Raw genomic sequence first — 17,126 nt, 5'->3', positions numbered from 1 at the left:
CGAGCACCCGCCCAGGACCACCACCGCACCAGCACCCACCGAGAGGGAACACCATGCCCACGAAGATCACGCTCATCGTCGACAACCCCGCCGACCCCGCCGCGTACGAGGTCCGGTACGCCGAGATCCGCACCCTGGCGGCGCAGCTGCCCGGGCTCCGCCGCGTCGAGTCGGCCAAGGTCTGGCCGAAGGAGGACGGGACGCCCACCCCGGCGTACCGCACCCTCGACCTGTACTTCGACGGCTACGACGACGCCTCTGCGGCCGTCGCCACCCCGGCCGGCGGGGAGTTCTTCCAGCGTCTCGTCGGCAGCGGGACCCCGTTCACCGGACTCTTCTCCGACATCGAGTGACCACCTCGCCCGCGTGGTGCGGCGCGTGCCGCACCACGCGGGCGACGACGGGGGCGACGACGCGGCGACCCCGGTCGACCTCGGGGCCCCCTGCCGGCGGGAGCATCACCCGCGGCGAGTGCCCCACCGTCGCGAGGCACCGACCAGGGCGAGCCCGGCGACCAGCAGGCCCACGGCGAGCGCGACCAGCGGGCGCGAGGAGTCGGCGCCCGTGACGGCCAGTTCCGGCGCCCCGTCCGACGATCCGGCGTTCCGGGGAGGGGCGTAGGTGTTCGTCACGGTGATGGTGTTCGTCACGGTGATGACCGCGTCGGTGTCGGCCGCGATCGTGACGTCACCGGTACTGGCCGTCACGACTCCGACGGCGGCCGTCTGCCCGGTGGTCGGTTCCGTGACGGTACAGGCGCTCCCGTCCGGTATCCCGTCGTACCTGCTGGAGGTCGTGCCTGCGGGGCTGCCTGCGGGGAGGGTGATGCTCTGGCCGAGCACAGGGGTCCCGTTCAGCGTGCAGGCGACGTCGAGGACGACCTCGCCCTGCGCGCCCGCCGCGGCCCCGGCGATCGTCTTGTCGACCACCAGCGAGCCCGCGGCGAACAGCTCGACCGCGGCGGTCGTGTCCGCCTTGATGTTCCCTGTCTGCGCCAGCATGATCGTCTGGGCGGCCGCCTGGCCCGGCGTGTTCCCGTCGTAGAGGTAGATGGTGCCGGCGGGGACGTCGACCGTCGCGGTCGCGCCGAGGGAAACCGTTCCGGGCGTAGTGCCGCGCAACCAGATCTGGGTGCCCGACGCGACCGGCGCACCGCTCGCGACCTCGACCGTGCCCGCGGCGTCGGAGTACGCGGTGACGCCGGCGGGGATGTCCAGGGTGGCGTCGGTCGGCGCGCCGTCGGTCGCCGTGGCGGTCACCGTGAACGGTCCGACGAGGGCGCCCGCCGCGCCGCTGGCGGACGCCGGCGTGATCGCGATGGCGGGCGGTGACGGCTCCGCCAGCGGGCCGGCAAGAAGGGTGGCGGCCACGATGGACTCCACCAGCGGTCTGACCGGGTCCGCCGTGGAGACGATGTAGCCGTCAGTGAAGAACCAGATCGCAGCCTGGACGGCTGCTCCGCGCTGGTTGTCGGTCGCGGCAGCGGCCGGCTCGGTCGGGACGACGGGGTAGTAGCTGTTGACGATCCTGGCGACGTAGCCGGTGTTCTGCACGTTCGACTCGGCCCAGGTCGTGTTCGTGTACCCGAGGCCCGAGAACGTCCCGACGCGACTCTGGATGCAGTAGAACGGCAGGATCTCGCCGGTGTCCTCGACCGCGACCCGCCCGGTGCCGGCGAAGCTGGGGTTCCCGGGGTCGTAGCCGGTGGGGTTGCCGCTCGGGTAGCCGGCCGTCGGGTCGAACGTCGCTCCCACCGGGGGCAGGAACCCGGTAAGTCTCTGACCTACGGCGTTCGGAGGAGTGGCGATGACGAGGTCGGTGGCGGGAACGTCGACGGGCGTCACGGGGGGCGGGTCGAGGATGATGACCGCCGGTGCCGGAGCGATGCCGAGCGCCAGCAGAAGGCCTGCGAACACCGCGACCGCTGCACAGCGGCTCGCTCCCCAGCGCGCCAGACGTCGACCTGTCATCGTGTCCCCCCGGACTTCACGTCACCGACGACTCCCCCCGCGGACTCTCGTTCGAGAACTCCGTCCGGGGCTCGCGCGCCCTTCGTGACGTTTATACGCCATTCGGTCCGGTCTGACCGCTTCCGGCGGCACCTTCGCGGGGCTGCCCGGTCGGACGCGCGGACGGCAGGCACCGTCCGCGACACGCCACCGGCCGGAGGACACCGCCCGGTCCAGCCGCGCTGCTGCGGCACCCTGTGCCCGTGACCGAGCTCAGCCTGCTGCCGGACGCGCGCCGTCGCGTCGTGCGGACCAACGTCGTCGCCGTCGCCGTGTACATGGTGTTCCTCGTGGCCATCACCGGCACCAGCGCAGTCGTCACGGGGCACACATGGCTCGCGGTGGCGGGTGTCGCCGCCGGCCTGACGCTCGTCGCGGCGACCGCCGCGTCCGCCGTGCGGGCGGCGGACCGGTCCCGCCTCGCCTTCGGCGACGGCACGTACACCGTGCTGGGCAGCGGGCGGCCGCGTCGCTTCACAGCGGCCCAGGTGTCGACCGCGGCCCTGGTGACGCACATGTCCCTCGGCGCGGGCGCCACGCACCACCTGATCGTCGCGGGGCCCACGAAGCCGCTCGTGCACCTGGTCGGCCAGATGTGGGACCACGCGCAGCTGACCGCGATGGCCCAGGACCTCGCGGCGAACGGCGTGCCGATCACGTCGGTCACGGAGCCGATCACGCCTCGCGCGCTGCGCACGCGCGACGCGCGGCTCATGGCGGGCTGGCGGGCACGTCCGCGGCTGACCGCGCTGGCGGCCGTCGCCGTGGCGGTCGTGCTGGTGGCCGTCGTGGTCACGGTCGTCGCGGTGCTCATGGCCGTCACCACCGGCGCCTGACCGGCGCGAGCGTCAGCCGCAGCCTGGGGCAGGGCGGGTCAGGCCGCGCGCACCTCCCCGGGCGCCGCGCGTCGCGCACGCTCGGACCCGTCGCTGACGAGGCGGTACGGTCGACCACGTCGACCGAGAGCACCCCCGCGGCGCTCGAGGACGACACCGGTGCTGTCCCGAGGGTTCCCCCGGTGGAACCCCGCACCACCCGGGCCTCTAGCTCAACTGGCAGAGCAGCGGACTTTTAATCCGCGGGTTGTGGGTTCGATCCCCACGGGGCCCACCCCAGGTCGGCTCGGACCGCTCCCCCGTCGCCCGAGGACCCCGCCCCGTGCGCGGACCCCTCACGGTTCGAAGCGGTACCCCGCGCCCGGCTCGGTGAGGATGTGCCGCGGCGCGGACGGGCGGGCCTCGAGCTTGCGCCGCAGCTGGGCGATGTAGACGCGCAGGTAGTTGGTCTCGTGGGCGTACTGCGGGCCCCACACCTCGTGGAGCAGCTCGCGCTGGGTGACGAGGTGGCGGGGCGCGCGCAGCAGGACGTCGAGGACGTTCCACTCGGTGGGCGTCAGGTGCACGGGGGCGCCGTTGCGGTCGACCCGCCGGGCGGCGCGGTCGATGGTGAGCTCCTCGGTCCGGATCGTCGAGGAGGGCTGCGCGGGGGGGACCCGGCGCAGCGCGGCCCGCAGGCGCGCGAGGAGCTCGTCCATCCCGAAGGGCTTGGTGACGTAGTCGTCGGCGCCGCCGTCGAGCGCGGCGACCTTGTCGTCCTGCGTGGTGCGCGCGGAGAGCACGAGCACGGGCAGGTCGGACCAGGCGCGCAGTGCGCGGACGACCTCGATGCCGTCGACGTCCGGCAGGCCGAGGTCGACGATCGCGATGTCGGGCCGGAACTCCTGGGCCAGGGGCATGGCCTCGGCGCCCAGCGTCGTCGAGCGGACGTCGTAGCCGCGCGCCTGCAGGCCGATGTGCAGGGTGCGGCTGAGCGCGGTGTCGTCCTCGACGAGCAGGAGGCGGTTCACGCCGCCGCCACCGGCAGGCGCACGGTCATGGTCAGCCCGCCGCCCGGTGTGGTCGACGGGGTGAGCTCCGCCCCGATGGCCTCGGTGAAGCCGCGGGCGATCGCGAGGCCGAGCCCCACGTGGGAGCTGGCGTCGTGGTCGTCGAGGCGCTGGAACGGGGCGAACACCTGGTCGTGCCGCTCCGGCGAGATCCCGGGACCGTGGTCGACCACGCGAAGGTGCGCCGTGGGGCCCCCGCGCGCGGGGGCGGGGTCGAGGCCGGCGTGCAGCTCGACCGGGGTCCCGGGCGGGCTGAACCGCACGGCGTTGGCGACGAGGTTCTCCACGACGCGCTCGAGCAGGCCGGGGTCGGCCACGACGAACGGCAGGTCGTCGGGGATGCGCACGTCGAGCAGCGCGTGGTGCTCGCTCAGCAGCGCGCGCGAGACGACCTCGTCCAGGGCGACGGCGACCGGCTGGGCGGTCACGGCGCCGGCCTCGAGCCGCGTCATGTCGAGCAGGTTCGCCACCAGGCCCGTGAGCCGGTCGGTGGACTGCTCGATCGTGGCGAGCAGCTCCGCACGCAGCTCGGGCGGCCAGTCCACGTCGGTCTGCCGGAGCGTGCTGACGGCGGCCTTGGTGCTCGCGAGCGGGGTGCGCAGGTCGTGGCCGACGGCGGCCAGCAGGGTCGCGCGGGCACGGTCCTCGGCGGCGAGCTCACGGGCCCGGGCCACGTGCACGTCGAGGGCGTGCTGGTAGCGCACGCGGTCGCGCGCGGCGAGCTCGACGGTCGCGGCGACGACGGTCGCGACGGCCGCGAAGACCACGAGCTCCACGAGCTTGTCGCCGCCCTCCACCGCGAGGGTGTGGAACGGCGGGGTGAGGAACCAGTTGGCGAGCATGAACGAGGCCCCCGCGGCGAGCAGCCCCGGCAGCAGCCCGCCCAGCGCGGAGACCACGACGACCGCGAGCAGGTAGAGGAGCAGCATGCTGCCGAGCGCGAGGTCCTCGCGGGCACCCACGAGCAGCGCGGTGAGCAGGGGCAGGCCGGCGGACGCCAGCACGAGCGCGCCGACGGTGCGCACCGGTGCGATGCCGCCGCGGACGACCGCCGTCGTGGCTCCCCGCGGGGTCGTCGTGTCCGGCACGGCGTCAGGTTCGCACACACCCCGGCGGACCCGGTGACGGCGTCGGACCCGGCGCGCTTCTTAACGGAATCTTGACGCCCCCGACCCCCTCCCGCTGCGGTGGACCGCCGCGACCCGTTCCTAGGCTCGGAGGTCGCGCCCACCCGGGTCCGCGCCGCTCCCCCGACCGGGGCTCACGTCCGAGGTGTGCACGCTCATGGCCGTCCCGCCCGATGTCCGCAGCCCGGGCACCCGCTTCCGCCCGGCGTCCCTCGCGCGGACGCCGCTGCGCCTGGGCGTCCACAACCCCGGGCGCACGGTCGTGGCGGCGGTCGCGGTCGGGCTGCTCGTCGGGACGGTCCTGCTGCTGCTGCCGATCTCGCGCGCCGGGCGCGGGGGCGCCGGACTGCTGGAGGCGCTGTTCACCGCGACGTCGGCGCTGTGCGTGACGGGGCTCGCGGTCGTGGACACGGCCACCTACTGGTCGGGCTTCGGGCAGGCGATGATCCTGCTGCTCATCCAGGTCGGCGGGTTCGGGGTCATGACGCTCGCCTCCCTGCTCGGGCTGCTGATCTCCCGGCGCCTGGGCCTCGGCTCGCGGCTGCTGGCCGCCGCGGAGACCAAGAGCGTCGGCCTGGGCGACGTGCGTTCCGTCCTGCTCGGGGTCGCCCGGATCAGCCTCACCGTCGAGGCCGCCACGGCCCTGGTCCTCACGGCGAGGTTCGCCTGGGGCTACGGGTACACGTGGCCGGAGAGCCTGTGGCTCGGCGTGTTCCACGCGGTCTCGGCGTTCAACAACGCGGGCTTCGCGCTGTTCAGCGACAACCTCATCGGCTTCGCCACCGACCCGTGGATCTGCCTGCCGATCGCCCTCGCCGTGATCGTCGGCGGGCTCGGGTTCCCGGTCGTCATCGAGCTGATGCGCCGGAACCGGCGGCCCCGCCAGTGGAGCGTGCACACCCGGCTCACCCTCGTCATGACGGGCGTCCTGCTCGTGGGCGGGACGCTGTTCGTCACGATCGCCGAGTGGGGGAACCCCGGCACCCTGGGGGCGCTCGACCCGCCAGGGCGGGTGCTGGCCGGGTTCTTCCAGGCGGTGATGCCCCGCACGGCCGGGTTCAACAGCGTCGACCCCGGCGCGATGAACACCGGCACCCTGCTCGGCGTCGACGTGCTCATGTTCGTCGGCGGCGGCAGCGCCTCGACGGCCGGCGGCATCAAGGTCGGCACGTTCGCGGTGCTCCTCGTCGCGATCGTCGCCGAGCTGCGCGGCGACCCGGACGCCCACCTGTTCGACCGCCGGCTGTCCCCCGGCGTCATCCGCCAGGCGCTGTCCGTCGCGCTGCTCAGCGTCGCCGCCGTCGTCGTCCCCACGCTGACGATCGCCATGACCAGCCCGTACACCCTCGACCAGATCCTCTACGAGGTCATCTCGGCGTTCGCGACCGTGGGTCTGTCGACCGGGATCACCGCCGACCTGGCCCCGTGGCACCAGCTCATCCTCATCGTCCTGATGTTCGCCGGGCGGCTCGGGCCGGTCACCCTCGCCTCGGCCCTGGTGCTGCGGGACCGCCGCCGGCTGTTCCGCCGGCCCGAGGGCCGTCCGCTGATCGGGTAGCGCGTGATCGGGTAGCGCGCCGGCGGCCGCACCTCAGAGGGAGATCAGAGGGAGAGGTGCAGGCGCAGCGCGCGCTCGAGCTCGCGCATCAGCCTCGGCGAGAGCGACCCGACCGGCTCCACGAGGCGCGCGACGTCGACGGAGCGCACCTGCTCGGCCTGCGCCTTCGAGTCCTTCTCGAGGCCGGTCTCCCCCGCCGGGAGCTCAGTCTGGAACGGCAGGACCCGGGTCACGTTCGACGTCACGGGGACGACCGTGACGACTCCCCTCCCGGAGGCGAACGCCGCCGTCACGGCGGCCTGGTTGCCGACGATCACCGCAGGCCGCGTCTTGTCCGCCTCCGTGCCGCGTGCCGGCTCCAGGTCGACGAGCCACACCTCGCCGCGCCGGCTCACGCAGAGCCGCCGCGCCGGCCGTCGCCGGACGTGGAGTCCCAGGCCGAGGCATCTGCGGAGGCCGTCCACTCGGCGAACGCCTCGCCGTACTGCTCCTGCAGGGTGCGGTCGCGCAGCAGGCGCACCGCGTCCTGCACGGCCGAGGACCGCGTCGCGCCGGGGTGCTGCTGGACGTAGCGGTCGAGCGTCGCCACGTCGTCCTCGGGGAGACTCACGCTCAGTTTCATACCGACAATCCTACCCGCCGGTAGCACAACAGGTGGCAGCGCTGCGGGCGCCGGTTCGCTCGAGGGGCGTCGCAGTCAGCGGCGAGCGGCCCCGGCGGCGAGGATGGAGATAGGACCGTCCGCCACGGACGGCACCCGCACCACCCTGGGAGGGACCCACCATGCCCAAGCCGCCGCTGCCCGCCGACGTCGCCGCCCTGCTGGCGAAGCCGAACCCCGCCGTCATGGCGACGATCCACCCGGACGGCCACCCCGTCACCGTCGCGACCTGGTACCTGCTCGAGGACGACGGCCGCGTGCTGCTCAACCTCGACGCCGGCCGCGCACGCCTCAAGCACCTGCGGGCGAACCCGCTCGTCTCGCTGACGGCCCTCGCCGCGGAGGACTGGTACACGCACGTGAGCGTGCGGGGCCGCGTCGTCGAGATGCGGGACGACACGGACCTCGTCGACATCGACCGGCTCTCGGTGCACTACGCCGGCAACCCGTACCCGACACGTGACCGCCCGCGGGTGAGCGCCCTCGTGGAGATCGAGTCCTGGCACGGCTGGGGCGCCGCGAAGCAGGACTAGCCTGCGGACATGCCCCAGCAACCGCCGTTCAGCCCGACGGTGGCGCTGCTGACGCTCTCGCGCACCTGGGACGCGGCGCTCACCGACGCGCTGAAGCCCCTGGGCCTCACGACGCGCAAGTACGGCCTGCTCGGCCACGTCCGCGGCACGCCCGGCATCTCGTTCAGCGACCTGGCGCGGCGCTCGCGGATCACCGTGCAGAGCGCGCACGCGACCGTGGCCGCGTTCGCCGCCGCCGGGCTCGTCGAGGACGCGACCGCGCACGCCGGGTCCGCCTCGCGGCTGCGCGTGACGGAGGCCGGCGAGCGGCTGCTGGCCGAGGCGGGTGAACGGGTCGCCGAGCTCGACGCCCGGTTCGCCGCCACGCACCCCGGCCTGGTGGACGCGCTCCGCGCCGAGATGCAGGCCATGGTCAGGAGCACCACCTTCAGTTAGCCTGAAGGTATGGAACGCCTCCTGCTCGCCGCACACGTCGTCGCGGGCATCCTCTTCGTCGGGCCCGTCGCCGTCACCACCAGCCTCTTCCCGCGGTACGCACCGCTCGCCGGCCGGTTGGGCGGGGCGGCCGACGGCGACGGGCGCAGCGCGTCGGTCGCGGCGGTGCTGCACCGCGTCACGCGGCTGTACGGCGCGCTCGCGCTCGCCGTGCCCCTGATCGGGCTCGTGCTCGCCGCCGTGCAGGGGCGGCTCACCGAGGTCTGGATCACGCTCGCGATGGTGCTCACCGCCGTGGCCGGCGGGGTCCTCGTCCTGCGCATCACGCCCATCCAGCGCGAGGCGCTCCGGACCCCGGACGACGGCGCCCGGCTCCGCGTGCTGCGCGGCCTCGCCGGCGTGTTCAACCTGCTCTGGACGACCGTCGTCGTGCTCATGGTCGTGCGCCCGGGCGCCGAGTCGTGAGGCCGCTGCTGCGCACGCTGGGCGTCCTGTCCGTGCTCGAGACCCTGAGCGTGCTCGTCCTGCTCGCCAACCTCGCCACCGTGCACGCGCACGGCGTCACGTCCGCGCTCGGCCCCGTGCACGGCGCGCTGTACCTGACGGTCGCGGTCGCCGCGCTGCTCGGCCGGGACCTGCTGCTGCGCACCCGGCTGCTCGCCCTCGTGCCCGTGGTCGGCGGGGTGCTCACGCTCCGCAACGTGCGGCGGGAGGCACGCCGGTGAGCTTCCGCGACCGCCTCCGCGGGGTGCCGTCGGTCGACGCCCGCGAGGCGGTGCGCCTCGTCGAGGCCGGCGCGCTGGTCGTCGACGTGCGCGGCGGGCGCGAGTGGGCCCGCCACCACGTCCCCGGCGCGGTGCACCTGCCGCTGCGCGAGCTCGAGGCGCGCGCGGTCGACCTCCCGGACGACCGCCTGCTCGTCACGTTCTGCACCGGGGGGCTGCTGTCCCGCGGCGCGGCGCGGCTGCTCACCGAGCTCGGGTTCGACGTCGTGGACCTGGCGAGCGGGCTCATCGGGTGGCGGGCCGCCGGCGGTCCGCTCGAGGGCGAGCGGGTCGACTGACGCCACCCGCCCGCGAGCCGCTGGGCGCGGCCCGGGGCGGGGGCGCAGCCGCCGCAGCAGCGGTCAGGGGGTCGCACCCACCAGCTCGCGCCACGTGCGGTAGTGCTGCACGGAGACGCCGCGGTAGCCGGGCGTCGCGACGAGGGCGTCGTGCACGACCTGCACCTCGGCGGTCAGCACCGCCGGGTCGTCGTCGCCGAACGTCCACTCGGCGCCGCCGGCCACCGCGGGGGTGTCGGTCTCGACGCCGATCGTGAACGGGACGCCCGCGGCGACGGCCTGCGCGACCGCGTCCGCGGAGAGGGTGAGGATGCCGTCGTGGCCCTGCGCGTGGTCGACGAACGTCACGATGCCGACGGAGTCGGCCCGCGCGAAGACGGCCTCCGCGACGGTCCCGCCGCCCGGCGCAGGCTCCCACGCGAGCCAGTACGGCACGTCGACGCCGAGCCCGACGCCCTCCGGCAGCGCCGCCTTCGCCGCGTCGAGCATCGTGAACCAGCGGGTCAGGATGCCGGCGCGGTCGGTCTGCCAGCCGGGCAGCGTCCAGGGCTCGACGTTCATCTGCACGTGCGTGACCGTGCGGCCGCGCGTCGCGGCCTGCAGCCACCACACCGCGAGGTGCGGCTCGTCGAGCCACGGCGGGTCGCCGCCGAGCACGCCCACGTCGACGCCCTCGGCACGCAGCGCGTCCACGGCGGCCGTCATCCACGGGTCGATCACGCCGACGTCGGCGGCCCAGGGCGCGGACAGGTGCACGGTGGTGAGCCCCTGCTCGGCCGCCCAGGCCGCGAGGGTCGCCGGCTCGGCGGGGGCGTACCCCGTGCCGCGGGCGTCGACCTCGCGCGGGATGGAGTTGTCCCAGACCCACATCGTCGTCACGGGCCGCGCGGGCGGGGTGTCGGCGGCGGCGGCCCCGGGCGCGAGCACCGTGGCCGCGACCACGCCGGCGAGCGCGAGGGCGGCCGGTCCGGCGAGGAGCCGGGGGCGGATGCTGCGGGGACGGGGGCGTGGGGACACGAGTGCTCCGATCGAGGGGTGGGGGGTGCGGCCCGGGGGGCCACCCTCATCATCGTCTCTTTACAACGTTGAACAAAGGCCCGTACGGTCGGTCACGCGACGACGGACGTCCCCCGACGTCCGTGGTCGCATCCCTCCAGTCCAGCGCTGCACCAGGAGGCCGCCGTGCGCACCCCACCACCCCGGACCGTTCGCGGTCTCGTCCCGCTCGTCCTCGCCGTCGCCCTCGTCGGCTCGACGGCGTCGCCCGCCGCCGCAGGCCCGCCCGGGCGGCCCGCCCCGCCGCCCGCGCCCACGTTCACCGACGCCACCGTCCACGACCCCTCGGTCGTCGTCGCCGACGACGAGATCTGGGCCTTCGGGTCCCACCTGCAGGTCGCCAAGACCGACGACCTGCTGCACTGGGAGCAGGTCGCGGCGGGAGTCACGCCCGACAACCCCATCTTCGAGGACGTCACCGCGGAGCTGGCGGAGGCCCTCGAGTGGGCGCAGACCGACACCCTCTGGGCCGCGGACGTCATCCAGCTCGGCGACGGCCGCTTCTACATGTACTACAACGCCTGCAAGGGCGACTCGCCCCGCTCCGCGATGGGCGTCGCCGTGGCCGACTCCGTCGACGGCCCCTACGAGGACCTCGGGATCTTCCTGCGCTCGGGCATGTGGGACCAGCCCAGCGAGGACGGCGAGATCTACGACGCGCGCATCCACCCGAACGTCGTCGACCCCGACACGTTCGTCGACGCCGAGGGCCGGCTGTGGATGGTCTACGGGTCGTACTCCGGCGGCATCTTCATCCTCGAGATGGACCCGGCGACGGGCTTCCCCCTGCCCGGCCAGGGGTACGGCACGCACCTGCTCGGCGGGAACCACAGCCGCATCGAGGCGCCGAACATCATGTTCGACGAGGACACCGGCTACTACTACATGTTCCTGTCGTTCGGCGGGCTCGACGCCAACGGCGGGTACAACATGCGCGTCGTCCGGTCGAAGAACCCCGACGGGCCCTACGTCGACGCCGAGGGCAACGACATGTCCCAGGTGCGCTCGGACCCGTCGCTGCCGCTCTTCGACGACGCGTCGATCGCCCCGTACGGCGTCAAGGTCATGGGCAACCACATCTTCCAGCGCGAGGTCGGCGACCCCGGCACGGGCCTCGGCACCGGCTACGTCTCCCCCGGCCACAACTCGACGTACACCGACCCGGAGACGGGCAAGCAGTTCCTCGTGTTCCACAGCCGCTTCCCCGGCCAGGGCGAGACCCACAACGTCCGGGTGCACGAGCTGGCGATGAACGCCCGCGGCTGGCCCGTCGTCGCGCCGTACCGGTACGCGGGCGAGCCGCCCGCCACGAAGGGCCACAAGCACCACCCCGAGACGATCTCCCGCAGCGACGTGGTCGGCGACTACGCGCTCATCGACCACGGCAAGGCCATCTCCGCGGACGTGACGCGGGCCGTGGACGTGCGCCTCGAGCCGCTGGGCCGCATCTCGGGTGACCGCACGGGCTGGTGGCTGCAGACCGGCCGCGACCGCGTGCACATGCTCGTCGACGGCGTGCTCTACGACGGTGCGCTCCTGCGCCAGTGGCAGCCCGACCGCCAGGAGTGGGTCGTCACGTTCTCCGTGCAGTCCCGCGCCGGCGTCTCGCTGTGGGGCAGCGCCGTCGCGCCGATGAGCGCGAAGGACGCCGTCGCGGCCGTCGTCGCCGACCTCGACCTCGGCGACACGTCCGCCGTGGTCGCGGACCTCGCGCTGCCGACCACCGGCACGCACGGCACCACGATCACGTGGGCGTCGAGCGACCCCGCCGTCGTCTCCCCCACCGGGGAGGTGACGCGCCCCGAGCACGGTGCCGGCGACGCGACCGTCACGCTCACCGCCACGGTCCGCAACGAGCGCCGCACCGCCACGACGCGGTTCACCCTCACCGTGCTCGAGCGCGCGGCCGGCGGTCTCGTCGGTGCCTGGTCGTTCGAGGGCGACCTCGCCGAGGCGTCCGGCGCCCTGCCGGCCGGCACGGTCACCGGGCCGCGCGTCGACGCGGCCGGCGGGACCGTCTCCTACGTCGAGGGCGTCGAGGGGCAGGCCGTGCAGCTCGACGGCGCCAGCGGCGTGCGCCTGCCCGACGGGCTCATCAGCGGCCCGACGTACACCGTGTCGCTGTGGGTGCGTCCCGACGTGGTCACCGGGTTCACGACCACGTTCTTCGGGGCGCGCGACCCCGAGAGCTGGGTGAGCGTCGTCCCGCAGGGACCGGACGGCTCGACGATGGTCTGGTCCGGCACCGCCTGGTACGACGCCAGCACGGGCGGGACCATCCCCGCCGGCGAGTGGAGCCACCTGACCCTGACCGTCGACGGCGGGGACGTCGCCGTGTACGTGGACGGCGCCCAGCGCTTCACCGGCACCGGGTTCCCGAACGTGTTCACGACGGCCACGGGCACCTTCGCCCTCGGCGTCAACTGGTGGGACACGCCGTTCGCCGGCGCCGTCGACGAGCTGACCGTGCACGGGTCGGCCCTCACGGCCGAGGAGGTCGCCGCGCTCGCGGCACGCTGACCCCTCGGTGAGGCACGAGGACGGGGCACGGCCGGCCGGCCGTGCCCCGTCCTGCGTCGCACGCGTCGTCAGACCGCCCGCAGCGTGAACCGCTGGCAGATGTTGTCCAGCCACGGCCACTGCACGAGCGCGTTGCCGGTGGCGAGGCCGCAGCTCGCCAGGTCGAGCGCCTTCCCGCTGTTCCGGGCGACGAGCCGGACGGACCCGTCGGCGAGCGGGTCGATGCGCCACTGGGACGCCGTCCCGGAGCAGGCGCCCTGGGCGAGCGCGGCGCCGTCGGCCGTGGACCCGGACGTGACCGCGAGGCAGCTGCCCGTCGACGACGCCGGCTGCACCCGGTAGTAGCCGTTGTCGGTGTGCGTGAACGTCCAGCGCTGGCACGCGGCGCCGTTCCACGTCCACGCCCGGACCGCCGCACCCGCGGCGCTCGAGCAGTCCGCGACGTCGAGCACCTTGCCGCTCTGGCTGCTGACGACGGCGACGGAACCGGCGGGCGCGAGCCGCCACTGCTGGCAGGTCGACCCGGTCGACGACCAGATCCGGATGTTCGTCGCGTCGGCGGTACCGCAGCCCGCGAGGTCGAGGACCTTGCCCGACGCGCGGTTGGTCAGGCGCGACCAGCCGTCCGTCGTCGGCGTGACCTGCCACTGCTGGCAGGTGTTGTTCAGCCACGCCCACTGCCGCACGTCCGTGCCGTCGGCCGTCCCGCAGTCCGCGACGTCGACGACCTTGTTGCTCGCCCTGTTGACGATCCGGTAGTAGCCGTCGGCCGTCGGGTCGAGCACCCAGCGGCTCGACGCGGTGTCGCAGCCGTACTGGGCGACGTCCGCACCGTCGGTGGCGGAGCCGCCCGCGACGCCGGCGCAGCGGCCGGAGCTGCGGTTGACCAGCGTCCACGCGGCGCCCTCGACCGCCGCCGTGATCGGGCCCATCTCACCGGACGGGACCGCGAGGTCGGTGGACGTCGACACGGGCGCGCCGAAGCTCGGCGTGCCGTCGGAGGCCCACGTGAACGGCTGGGCGCGCGTCGAGCGGGTGTCGCCGCAGCCCTGGGACGTCGTCGCGTTCGCGTGGTAGACGAGCCAGTCCTGCGTGCCGTCGGGCGACCGGAAGAAACCGTTGTGGCCCGGCCCGTACACCCCGTTGGCCCGCTGGAACACGGGCGTCGACCGCTTCGTCCACGCCGACGCGGACATCGGGTCGCTGCCCGTCAGCGTCAGCAGCCCGAGCTTGTAGTCCGGCGTGTTGCACGAGCTGGCCGAGAACACGACGTGCGTGCGGCCGTTGCGCTGGATCACCTCGGGCGCCTCGTTGGTCCGGCCGCCCTGCGTCTCCCAGGAGTGGGTGGGGCGTGAGATGAGCACGCGCGCGCCCGTGACCGTCCACGGGTTGCTCATGCGCGTGATCCAGACGCTCTGGTCCGCGCCCTGCCACTCCGACCACAGCAGGTACAGCTGGCTGCCGACCGTGAGGTACGTGCCGTCGATGTTCCACGTGCTCGGCATCGGGGTGCTGCGGAACGTGTAGGGGCCCATGGGGTCGTCGCCCGCGCTCTCGAGCACGCGCAGCTTCTGCCCGTCGAGGTTCGCGGACGTGCCCGAGGTGTACATGAGGTACCAGCGCGTGCCGTTGGGGCCGGTCAGGCGGTGGAACTCGGGCGCCCAGAAGTTGAAGCCGCTGTCGGCGGCCGTCTCCGACCAGACGTGCACGGGCGCGGCCGAGCGCAGGCCGGCGAGGGTCGGGGACTTGCGCATGACCAGCTGCGAGCTCCACGTGGTCGTCGCCAGGTAGTAGCTGCCGTCGTGGAACTGCAGCCACGGGTCGGCGCCGTCGGGCAGCAGCGGGTTGCGGACGGTCTCCTCCCCCACGGCCGTCGCGGTCGCGGGCACGGCGACCAGGGCCGCCGCGGCGAGCACGGCGGTGAGCAGGACCGCGGCGAGGCGTCTGACGGTCGCGCGCGTCCTGCCGGGGGCGGGCGGTGGAGAGGGGTGCATGGCGGGCTCCTCGTGGTGTGAGCGCTCACAACCGAGCCGTGACGAGTGGGCGCAAGGGTCGGGCGGTGGGGACGCGGGACACACCGGCCCGCGTGTCACGCCCGGCGCCGGTGCGGGCCCGCGGTGCGCGCGCGGGCGCCACGACTGCGGGGCGCCCGGGCGCCGAGGCCGCGGGGTGGTCTACCTGTACTCCGGCGCGGGGCCGTTCTGCAACGTTGCAAACGTTTCGTCCGGGGCATCGGGCCGGTGCGCGCGCACGCCGCCGGACGACGGCGTCCCGCGACGCCGTGGAGCCGTCAGCCGGCGGGCGGTTCGAACGTCGGCAGCTCCACGTCGAGGCACGACATCGCCACCGGGTCGCCGCCGGCCAGCGCGGTCACCCGTGCGGCCGCCTCCGAGACCCGCTCCTCGGGGAGCGCACCCGAGCGCACAGCCTCGACGAGCGCGTCGCGCATGCGCACCGCCTGCCGCCCGTCGGTCGCCAGCACGGCATCCGCACCGGCACCGACGGCCGCGACCGCCGCCTCCGGGAAGTCCCACCGCAGGTTCACCGCCCCCATGCCCACGGAGTCGGTGATCGTGACGCCCTCGAAGCCCATGTCGCGCAGCAGCGCGTACGCGCGGGGGCTCAGCGACGCGGGCAGGTCGGGGTCGAGCGCCGCGTACTGCAGGTGGTTGAGCATGACCACCGGCGCACCGGCGTCGATCGCCTGCTGGAACGGGAGCAGGTCGGTCGCGTGCAGCTCGTCGAGGGGCGCCTCGACCAGCGAGGACTCGCTGTGCGAGTCGACGCTCGAGCGCCCGTGGCCCGGGAAGTGCTTCATCGTCGGCGTGACGCCCGCGTCGGCGAGGCCCGCGGCGTACGCGAGCCCGTAGGTCCCCGCGGTCGCGGGGTCGGCGCTGAACGACCGGTCACCGATCACGCCGCCCGACGGCCCGCCGTCGAGGTCGAGCACGGGAGCCAGGTCGAGGTCGACGCCCACGCCCGCGAGCGCCGTCCCCGTGGCGGCCGCCCGCTCGCGCACCTGCGCAGCCGTGTCGCGCTGCGCCATCCGGCGCGGTGACGGGCCGGCACCGACGACCTCCCGCATGAGCGCCACCCGGCCCGACTCCTCGTCGGTCGAGACGAGCAGCGGCCGTCCGGCGGCGGTGCGCAGGCCCGCCGACAACGCCGCGACCTCCTCCGCCGTGCCGACGTTGCCCTCGGACAGGAAGACCCCGCCGACGCCCAGCCCCACGACCTCCTGCGCGAGCGGCTCGTCGGCGCTGCGGACGCCGGGCAGACCCACGACGAGCGTGGCCGCGGCGCGCTGCTCGAGCGGTGCGGGGGTGCACGTGGGAGTCGGGGTGGGGCGCGGGGACCGGGACGTCGCGCCGGGGGCACCCCGCACGACCGGCTCGGCGGACGGCTCCTCCAGGGCGACCGACGCCAGCGAGCCCGCGCCGAGGCACGCCACCGCGAGCACGGCGAGGCCCGCACCGCGGGCCCGGCGCGCCCACGGCGAGCGGCGCGCGTGCCGCGGCGTGGCGTCGTCCGGACCGTCCGTGGCGTCGTCCGGGCCGAACGGCGGTGCCGGGGTCGGCGGGAACGTCGTCACCGCTGCAGGCTATGTCGGTGCCCGGACGCCCACCTCCGGTGGCCCACGACCGGGTGACGTGAGCCGCGCCACTCCTCCTCGGCGTCGTGAGCACGCACCGGCCCGCGCCTACGCTGACCCGCATGCCCACCCTGCTCGCCGTCTGTGCCGTCCACGCCCTGCGCCCCGACAGCGGCTCGAACGGCGTCACCGCCATCGACAAGCGCACGCTCGACGGTCCGGTGAAGGTGGGCCCCTACGGCGTGCGCGGCGACGTGCAGGCGAACCGCAAGTACCACGGCGGGCACGAGCAGGCGGTGTACGCGTACGGGCAGGACGACGCGGACTTCTGGGCCGGCGAGCTGGACCGTGACCTGCACCCGGGCTGGTTCGGCGAGAACCTCCGGGTCGCCGGCATCGACCCCAACGCCGCCCGGATCGGCGAGCGGTGGCGCGTCGGCGCCCGCGTCGTGCTCGAGGTGACGGGCCCGCGGACGCCGTGCGCGACGTTCGCGCGGTGGGTCGGCGGCGCGGACGAGCGCGGCTGGGTCAAGCGGTTCGGCGCCGAGGGCCGGCTGGGCGCGTACCTGCGCGTGGTCCGCGGCGGCACGGTGACGGCGGGCGACGAGATCGTCGTGGACCCGGCCCCCGCCGACGCCCCGACGGTGCTGGAGCGCTACCGGGGCTGACCCGGACGCCGCACCCACG

Annotated in this window: 18 protein-coding genes and 1 tRNA gene; 11 read left to right on the top strand and 8 right to left on the bottom strand. The window is 74.6% G+C overall.

Going from position 1 to position 17,126, the window contains the following annotated elements:
- Nucleotides 1-53 precede the first annotated feature (53 nt).
- Nucleotides 54-353 carry an EthD domain-containing protein gene (locus E5225_RS03195; protein ID WP_135972625.1) on the top strand — a complete coding sequence of 100 codons (300 nt, stop codon included), beginning with the start codon at nucleotides 54-56 and terminating at the stop codon, nucleotides 351-353.
- 105 nt (nucleotides 354-458) lie between these two features.
- On the opposite strand, the gene E5225_RS03190 is transcribed toward E5225_RS03195, so the two are convergent.
- The gene (locus tag E5225_RS03190) at nucleotides 459-1,916 is read right to left on the bottom strand and encodes a thioester domain-containing protein (protein WP_135972624.1); all 1,458 of its coding nucleotides are present in this window, start codon (nucleotides 1,914-1,916) and stop codon (nucleotides 459-461) included.
- A 296-nt stretch (nucleotides 1,917-2,212) separates the two neighbouring features.
- Between E5225_RS03190 and E5225_RS03185 the strand changes: the two genes are divergently transcribed.
- Complete coding sequence (locus E5225_RS03185) at nucleotides 2,213-2,845, top strand: VOC family protein (RefSeq protein WP_135972623.1); 633 nt, start codon at nucleotides 2,213-2,215, stop codon at nucleotides 2,843-2,845.
- A gap of 201 nt (nucleotides 2,846-3,046) precedes the next feature.
- Nucleotides 3,047-3,119: transfer RNA gene (locus E5225_RS03180), tRNA-Lys, on the top strand.
- A gap of 61 nt (nucleotides 3,120-3,180) precedes the next feature.
- On the opposite strand, the gene E5225_RS03175 is transcribed toward E5225_RS03180, so the two are convergent.
- Nucleotides 3,181-3,855, bottom strand: coding sequence for a response regulator (locus E5225_RS03175; protein ID WP_135972622.1), 675 nt, complete (start codon nucleotides 3,853-3,855; stop codon nucleotides 3,181-3,183).
- Nucleotides 3,852-4,982 (bottom strand): sensor histidine kinase, encoded by a 1,131-nt coding sequence (locus tag E5225_RS03170; RefSeq protein WP_243738124.1) that lies wholly within the window; start codon nucleotides 4,980-4,982, stop codon nucleotides 3,852-3,854. Before E5225_RS03170 ends, E5225_RS03175 begins: the two co-directional genes overlap by 4 nt.
- A 196-nt stretch (nucleotides 4,983-5,178) precedes the next feature.
- On the opposite strand from E5225_RS03170, the gene E5225_RS03165 reads away from it, so the two are divergent.
- The gene (locus tag E5225_RS03165) at nucleotides 5,179-6,579 is read left to right on the top strand and encodes a TrkH family potassium uptake protein (protein WP_135972621.1); all 1,401 of its coding nucleotides are present in this window, start codon (nucleotides 5,179-5,181) and stop codon (nucleotides 6,577-6,579) included.
- A 44-nt stretch (nucleotides 6,580-6,623) separates the two neighbouring features.
- Here E5225_RS03165 and E5225_RS03160 read toward each other — a convergent pair whose 3' ends face one another.
- Together E5225_RS03160 and E5225_RS03155 are read right to left on the bottom strand one after the other, a co-directional pair.
- Nucleotides 6,624-6,974 (bottom strand): type II toxin-antitoxin system PemK/MazF family toxin, encoded by a 351-nt coding sequence (locus tag E5225_RS03160; protein WP_135972620.1) that lies wholly within the window; start codon nucleotides 6,972-6,974, stop codon nucleotides 6,624-6,626.
- Complete coding sequence (locus tag E5225_RS03155) at nucleotides 6,971-7,189, bottom strand: ribbon-helix-helix domain-containing protein (RefSeq protein WP_243738123.1); 219 nt, start codon at nucleotides 7,187-7,189, stop codon at nucleotides 6,971-6,973. The genes E5225_RS03160 and E5225_RS03155 overlap by 4 nt, the downstream gene beginning before the upstream one ends.
- A gap of 173 nt (nucleotides 7,190-7,362) precedes the next feature.
- Here E5225_RS03155 and E5225_RS03150 point away from each other — a divergent pair, with 173 nt between their 5' ends.
- The 5 genes from E5225_RS03150 to E5225_RS03130 are packed head-to-tail and all read left to right on the top strand — an operon-like array spanning nucleotide 7,363 to nucleotide 9,271.
- Nucleotides 7,363-7,773 (top strand): TIGR03618 family F420-dependent PPOX class oxidoreductase, encoded by a 411-nt coding sequence (locus tag E5225_RS03150; protein WP_135972618.1) that lies wholly within the window; start codon nucleotides 7,363-7,365, stop codon nucleotides 7,771-7,773.
- Between the two features lie 9 nt (nucleotides 7,774-7,782).
- A complete protein-coding gene (locus E5225_RS03145; protein WP_135972617.1) occupies nucleotides 7,783-8,208 on the top strand; it encodes a MarR family winged helix-turn-helix transcriptional regulator in 426 nt (141 codons plus the stop codon).
- 9 nt (nucleotides 8,209-8,217) lie between these two features.
- Complete coding sequence (locus E5225_RS03140; protein WP_135972616.1) at nucleotides 8,218-8,673, top strand: hypothetical protein; 456 nt, start codon at nucleotides 8,218-8,220, stop codon at nucleotides 8,671-8,673.
- The gene (locus E5225_RS03135) at nucleotides 8,670-8,933 is read left to right on the top strand and encodes a hypothetical protein (protein WP_135972615.1); all 264 of its coding nucleotides are present in this window, start codon (nucleotides 8,670-8,672) and stop codon (nucleotides 8,931-8,933) included. The genes E5225_RS03140 and E5225_RS03135 overlap by 4 nt, the downstream gene beginning before the upstream one ends.
- A complete protein-coding gene (locus E5225_RS03130) occupies nucleotides 8,930-9,271 on the top strand; it encodes a rhodanese-like domain-containing protein (protein WP_135972614.1) in 342 nt (113 codons plus the stop codon). Before E5225_RS03135 ends, E5225_RS03130 begins: the two co-directional genes overlap by 4 nt.
- A 63-nt stretch (nucleotides 9,272-9,334) precedes the next feature.
- Here the strand turns inward: E5225_RS03130 and E5225_RS03125 are convergent, their stop codons facing one another.
- A complete protein-coding gene (locus tag E5225_RS03125) occupies nucleotides 9,335-10,288 on the bottom strand; it encodes a hypothetical protein (RefSeq protein WP_135972613.1) in 954 nt (317 codons plus the stop codon).
- A 165-nt stretch (nucleotides 10,289-10,453) separates the two neighbouring features.
- Here E5225_RS03125 and E5225_RS03120 point away from each other — a divergent pair, with 165 nt between their 5' ends.
- Complete coding sequence (locus tag E5225_RS03120; RefSeq protein ID WP_135972612.1) at nucleotides 10,454-12,847, top strand: LamG-like jellyroll fold domain-containing protein; 2,394 nt, start codon at nucleotides 10,454-10,456, stop codon at nucleotides 12,845-12,847.
- Nucleotides 12,848-12,915: 68 nt separating this feature from the next.
- Here the strand turns inward: E5225_RS03120 and E5225_RS03115 are convergent, their stop codons facing one another.
- On the bottom strand, nucleotides 12,916-14,841 hold the full coding sequence (locus E5225_RS03115; protein ID WP_135972611.1) for an RICIN domain-containing protein: 1,926 nt from the start codon (nucleotides 14,839-14,841) through the stop codon (nucleotides 12,916-12,918).
- Between the two features lie 296 nt (nucleotides 14,842-15,137).
- Nucleotides 15,138-16,439: a glycoside hydrolase family 3 N-terminal domain-containing protein gene (locus E5225_RS03110; protein WP_135974024.1), complete on the bottom strand. Its 1,302-nt coding sequence runs from the start codon at nucleotides 16,437-16,439 to the stop codon at nucleotides 15,138-15,140.
- 122 nt (nucleotides 16,440-16,561) lie between these two features.
- Between E5225_RS03110 and E5225_RS03105 the strand changes: the two genes are divergently transcribed.
- Entirely contained in the window at nucleotides 16,562-17,107 is a 546-nt protein-coding gene (locus E5225_RS03105) for an MOSC domain-containing protein (protein ID WP_135974025.1), read from the top strand.
- Nucleotides 17,108-17,126 lie beyond the last annotated feature (19 nt).

The sequence above is a fragment of the Cellulomonas shaoxiangyii genome (assembly GCF_004798685.1).
In the GTDB taxonomy this organism is placed as follows: Bacteria; Actinomycetota; Actinomycetes; order Actinomycetales; family Cellulomonadaceae; genus Cellulomonas; species Cellulomonas shaoxiangyii.
Note: the sequence above shows the minus strand (reverse complement) of the source record. Positions and strands in the feature narration are given on the sequence as shown.